The following is a 2,502-nucleotide window of genomic DNA, read 5'->3' on the forward strand; positions in this document are numbered from 1 at the left end:
TCCAGCCAACCCACCTAACAGGAAGGTGATGGTCACGCTACGCTGGGTTTTTCCCAGTGGAAGGGCAGGAGTTCTTGCAGGCGATGGTGGGGCCAGGTCGGCAGTTTTTCGAGGACATCACAGAGATAGGCGAAGGGGTCGACGTCATTGAGCTTGCAGGTCTCGATCAGGGTGTAGATGGAGGCTGCGCGTTCGCCTCCGGCGTCGCTGCCCGCGAAGAGATAATTTTTGCGCCCAATGGCCACGCCACGGATGGCACGTTCTACCGGGTTGTTGTCGATGCTGAGATGACCTTCGGTGAGGTACAAGGTCAGTGCTGGCCAGCGCTTCAAGGCATAGCCAATGGCCTTGGCAATCGCGCTCTTCGGCGCCACTTGCCGCTGTACTTCGCTCAGCCAGGTATGGAAGGTTTCCAGCAAGGGGCCTGCCCGTTGCTGGCGCAAGGTGGCTTTTCGTTCTGGCGGGTCGTCCTGGATCTGGGCTTCGACCTCATAGAGCTTGGCGATGCGCAGCAACGCTGCCTGGGCCACCGCACTAGGTGCGGCCTGGTTCACGTCGTAGAAGTGTCGGCGCACATGCGCCCAACAACCCGCCTCGATGATCTCTCCTTTCCGATACAGGGCATCATAGCCAGCATAGTCATCGGTCTGGAGGATCCCTTTCCAGGCCCCCAGGAAGGTCTGCGGATGGATCCCCTGGCGATTGGGGGCGTAGTCGAAGACGACGATGGGGTATTCGGCATCCGCCTGACTGCGGTAGACCCAGAGATAGGCTTTTTGCGTCTTGCCGTTGCCGGGGTGCAGGACCGGGAGGGAGGTTTCATCGGTGTGCAGAATCTGCCCCTGGAGCAAGCTCTCTTTGCAGGCCCCCGCGAGGATCTGCAGCCAGAATTCGCCTTGCCCCAGCCAACTGCACAGAGTCGCTCGGGAGAGCGCTACCCCCAGACGGGCATATTGCTGTTCTTGCCGATACAAAGGCAGGTGGTCGAGATACTTTGCGGTAATGACCTGGGCAATCAGGCGTGCAGTTGGGCGCCCCTTGTCGATTACCTGGGCCGGCAGGTCCGGGCTTTCCAGGGTACTGCAAGGACGGCAAGCCATCTTGGGGCGGATGTGGCGCAGGACGCGGAAGTGGCCGGGGACATAGTCGAGCTTTTCCGTCACCTCTTCGCCGATCTGGACCAGATCGCCACCACATTCCGAGCAGGTGCAAGTTGCGGGATGGTGGTGGATCTCTTCCCGCGGCAGGGTGTCTGGAAGCACCGTCCGCCCCGGATGCCGACGCTTGCGTGGCGTGCGAGAGGTCTCTGTTACCGGCAACTCATCGATGGTGGTTTCCATTACAGCGATTTCGGTTTCCAGGGTCTCTTCCCAAAGGCTGAGCTGATCGGGCGAGAGCTTTTCCGAACGTTTGCCAAAGCGCCAACGTTCGAGCTTGGCGATGATCATTTTCAGGTGGGCGATGTTGGCATCACGGGCGGCAATATCGTGGTCTTTCTGGGCGAGGATATGTGCCGTTTCGACATCACGTCCAGCGAGAATCCGGGCGACTTCCGCGGCGCGTTCGGCCTCGCGTTCTTCCTGCTGTTGCAGCAGGTTCAGCACGAGGTTGCGCAGGGCTTCGGGGCTGTCGGGAAGGACAATGGGAGGTGTGCTTGCCATGGAAGAAGTATACCAAAACCAAAGCACTTATACCAGTATTTCCAATAGCTTAGACCTGTGTTGGCGCACATTTCTGCAGGCTCGGCAGGGGTGTCCACGGACGTCCTTCGACCAGCATCGCCCACTGTGCCGCAGAGAGTTCCATGGCGCCACCCTCTGCGCGTGGCCAGTGCAAACGCCCTTGGTCCAGGCGGCGATACAGGAGCCAAAACCCCAAGCCATCCCAGAGCAATAACTTCAAGCGATCACCGCGGCGATTGCGAAACACAAAGGCCTGCCCACCAAAGGGATTGGCGGCCAATACCCCATGCACCTTGGCGGCCAGACCATCAAAGCCCAGACGCATGTCCACCGGTGTCGCAGCCAACCAGATCTGTACCCCCGGACTCAGCCACATGGGCGCTCCAGCACCTGCACCAGCGTCTGCAGCCACTGCGCATCGACCGGCACAGAGAACTTCAGGCTCCGCCCCGACAAGAGCTGTACCTCCACCGGCGACGACGAAACCCGCAGGGGTGTCAGCGTGACCGGCAAGAACCCCGCGCTGGATGTCTCTTCTACCGGCGAGACCTCGCTGCCCGCAAAGCGTTTGCGCCAATAATACCACGACGGAATCGCAATACGCCGTAACCGATAGCCCAGAGGCCTGACAATCTTCTACCCGCTGCCGCCACATCTCTCGCTTCTCTTCCTTCGCCATCTCCGTTCCTCCGTGCTCAACGCAAGGCGAGAATCGGATAAGCTACCAAGAATGAAAAGGTGGGTTGGCTAGACGTACATGGACGCCCCCGATTTGCCAAGCCATCAGTTCATGAGAAACAGAGCGGTGAAAGATTGCTCC

Annotated in this window: 2 protein-coding genes; both read right to left on the reverse strand. The window is 59.8% G+C overall.

Annotation, left to right across the window (positions count from 1 at the left end):
* Window positions 1–32 precede the first annotated feature (32 nt).
* Window positions 33–1,661: an IS66 family transposase gene (locus AB4090_RS14915; protein ID WP_369574666.1), complete on the reverse strand. Its 1,629-nt coding sequence runs from the start codon at window positions 1,659–1,661 to the stop codon at window positions 33–35.
* A gap of 49 nt (window positions 1,662–1,710) precedes the next feature.
* Window positions 1,711–2,361: an IS66 family insertion sequence element accessory protein TnpB gene (gene tnpB, locus AB4090_RS14920; protein ID WP_369574667.1), complete on the reverse strand. Its 651-nt coding sequence runs from the start codon at window positions 2,359–2,361 to the stop codon at window positions 1,711–1,713.
* Between the last annotated feature and the right edge of the window lie 141 nt (window positions 2,362–2,502).

Origin of the sequence: Acidithiobacillus sp. IBUN Pt1247-S3 (assembly GCF_041146875.1) — a bacterium.
Classification (GTDB): Bacteria; Pseudomonadota; Gammaproteobacteria; order Acidithiobacillales; family Acidithiobacillaceae; genus Igneacidithiobacillus.